The sequence below is a fragment of the Microcoleus sp. AT3-A2 genome (genome assembly GCF_036705685.1).
Classification (GTDB): Bacteria; Cyanobacteriota; Cyanobacteriia; order Cyanobacteriales; family Microcoleaceae; genus Microcoleus.
Map to the genome: position 1 here is coordinate 1 of NZ_JAUBVF010000137.1, position 2830 is coordinate 2830.

Genomic DNA, 2830 nt, shown 5'->3' on the forward strand with positions numbered 1-2830 from the left:
TTTTTTAATTAACTATTTTTATCGATTTTATCATGATCTTGCCTCTGTCTCACATTTATTTGAAATGACTATAATTCAGGATGTAATTAAGGAAATAGCGATCGCCTTTTCCATCCCCTCTCAAAAAAAGGGCGATCGCCCCAATCACATATTACGGATAACTCCCGACTAATTCTGAGAATTGTCCTCAATAGTCTCCTCAAATCCCGCTAGAAAATCATCCAAAGCTTCAGAGGCGATCGCCAAATTAATACTGTCGGCATCTTCCAATCCCCAGGTATTCACACCAACCACTTGACCAGCCATATTAATCAACGGGCCGCCCGAATTTCCCGGATTAATCGCCGCATCAGTTTGCAACACCTTCACCTCAGCAACATCTTCTTCGTCGTCGCCTTCTTCATATTCCTCTGGTTCGCGAATTGCACTAATAATACCTTGACTTACAGTTGAAGCAAACTGCCCCAAAGGATTGCCCACAGCAATTACTCGATCACCCACTTTCACATCAAGAGACAACTCTAAAAAAGGATATTCTTCGGGAGATTCCACTTGTTCTCCTGTTTCCGGGTCGAGCATAAAACCAGTAATCAAAAGCAATGCTAAATCCTCTTCCGCATTGCCAGTAAATATCACCTCGGCCATTCTCAACTTTCCGTCGTGAGTTTCCACTAAAACCTGTTCGACTTCATCTTCTTCATACAAATAATCTTCATCGGCAATATCTTCGACAACGTGATAGTTAGTGACAATTATGTCAGGCGATGATACAAAAAATCCACTGCCGGAAGAAATTTCTTCTCCTGTCTCCCAATCCATCACGTAAACTGAAACTACCGATGGCAAGACTTGCTCGACTACATCCGAAAAACTTCCGGCTTGAGTTTTGAACTCTTTCAATTGCTTCTGCAAAGCTTGTTGGTCTGCTTGCATTTTGCTATAGAGTTGCTGAACCTTTTTCACTTCCAGCTTTAATTGAGTTTCTCTAGCGCTCATATTTGGCTTTTACCTGAAATAAATTGCTGATTAATTTTGGATGTTTGATTGTAGATTGTGGATGGGGATGTTAAGAATTATAGGACTTACGAAAAAAAACCGGTTTTTACCATAAATCTTGGGCTATACAGCGAGACTTACATCAGAAACCGGGTTGCTCCACACTCGTGCGGAGCGTCGTAAATTAGTCAGATATTTTTGAAATCTATCGCGCGAGTCCTATCTAATAAAATCCCCACCAAAAATCTACAATCATACTGCTACTCAACCTGTGAAAGCAAAAGCAAACCGCCTGTTATTTTTATTTTACAAAAGGCGATATATTGCGTCTAAAAGCATTGACAAAAAGATGCGGATCGGTTCTATGAACCACGTTGAACTTGGACAAATATTTCCTCCAAAATTTCACTAGCTCCCTGTTGGCGCAAGCGGTGAGCGAGGTCAATTCCCAGCAGTTCAGCAGTTTCGGCAGCGCCGGAAACAGTATCTTTGACGAAGCGCTGGCCGTCGAGACTCGATACCATTCCGGTTAAGGTTAATTGACCGTTTTCTATTTTGGTATTGACGCCGATCGGCACTTGACAGCCGCCTTCTAATTCCCGCAGAAATGCGCGTTCAGCATAACATCTTTGGGCGGTTTCCGAGTGTTCGAGAGCTTTAATCAGTGCCATGATTTCTGTGTCTCCGGCGCGGCATTCGATGCCCAAAGCACCTTGTCCGACGGCGTGAAGGGAGATTTCAGCAGGGATAATTTGGTGGATGCGATCGCCCATTCCCAATCTTTCGAGGCCGGCAACTGCTAAAATAATCGCGTCGTAACCGCCCTCATCTAATTTAGCGAGTCTAGTATTGAGATTGCCGCGAATATCTTTAAATTCAAAATGAGGGAAATGGTGCCGCAGTTGAGCTAGCCGCCGCAGGGAAGAAGTGCCGATTACTGCACCTTCTGGGAGGGTGTCGAGTTGCTTGTCTTTGTGCTTGGAGTGAACTACCAAGGCGTCAGCGGGATTTTCCCGTTCGGTGACACATCCTAAAATTAAACCTTCGGGCAAATTGGTAGGCAAATCTTTGAGGGAATGAACGGCAAAGTCCGTTTCATTGTTAATCATCCCCGTTTCTAATTCTTTGGTGAAAAGTCCTTTATCGCCAATTTTAGCTAGGGCGACATCAAGAATTATGTCCCCTTGGGTGGACATGGTGTGGACTTCAAAAGTGTGTTCCGGGAAGTGTTTCTGTAGCTGTTCTTGCACCCAGTGGGTTTGCACGAGAGCGAGTTGGCTTTTGCGGGAACCGATGCGAACGGTTCGGGAAGGGGCAGATGTGGTTGGGGACATAAGATCGATCGGAGGATAGCTTGAAATCAGCCAATATATTCACCTGATCTAGCGTACCGCAGGTGGGGACTTTAATTGCTGGTTGGGATAATTCGGGCAATAAAATAGAAATACCAGATTTTGACCGCCAGTTTGAAAAAAGGATGCAACGGTAGGCAAGGTCCAAACCTTTACATAATAAGCCATTGCCAATCTAAAATCTAAAATCTAAAATTGTATCACCGCCAGTAGCAGTGAGTCTTGATGATGTTTCCCCTCCAGCATTGGGCGTCGCTTGCACTCTGCTGCGATCGACATTCCGAAGCAAAGGCTGCCGGCGATGTAAGATTTACCTAGGGTCGAGCCGGATGAACCTGGTGGGCACGAGCAGTTAGCTCAACAGCAGCGAGAAAGAATTAGCTCAAAGGTTGCGGGATTTGGGGAGAGAAATATAGTTCAATGGCACTGAAAAAGTCTCAATCACCTAGCCTGTTTACTTTTTAAGATAGAGCGAGGTTCCT

The 2830-nt window shown here is 44.6% G+C and carries 2 protein-coding genes; both read right to left on the reverse strand.

The window, feature by feature from the left end; genetic code table 11:
- Positions 1-168: 168 nt before the first annotated feature.
- Positions 169-996: a S1C family serine protease gene (locus QUB37_RS29425; RefSeq protein ID WP_333168746.1), complete on the reverse strand. Its 828-nt coding sequence runs from the start codon at positions 994-996 to the stop codon at positions 169-171.
- 362 nt (positions 997-1358) lie between these two features.
- Complete coding sequence (gene hemC, locus QUB37_RS29430; protein ID WP_333168748.1) at positions 1359-2330, reverse strand: hydroxymethylbilane synthase; 972 nt, start codon at positions 2328-2330, stop codon at positions 1359-1361.
- Positions 2331-2830 lie beyond the last annotated feature (500 nt).

Excerpts from the sequence above, each read along its gene's own strand:
- hemC (WP_333168748.1), bottom strand. The coding sequence starts at position 2,330 with ATGTCCCCAACCACATCTGCCCCTTCCCGAACCGTTCGCATCGGTTCC.
- QUB37_RS29425 (WP_333168746.1), bottom strand. The coding sequence starts at position 996 with ATGAGCGCTAGAGAAACTCAATTAAAGCTGGAAGTGAAAAAGGTTCAG.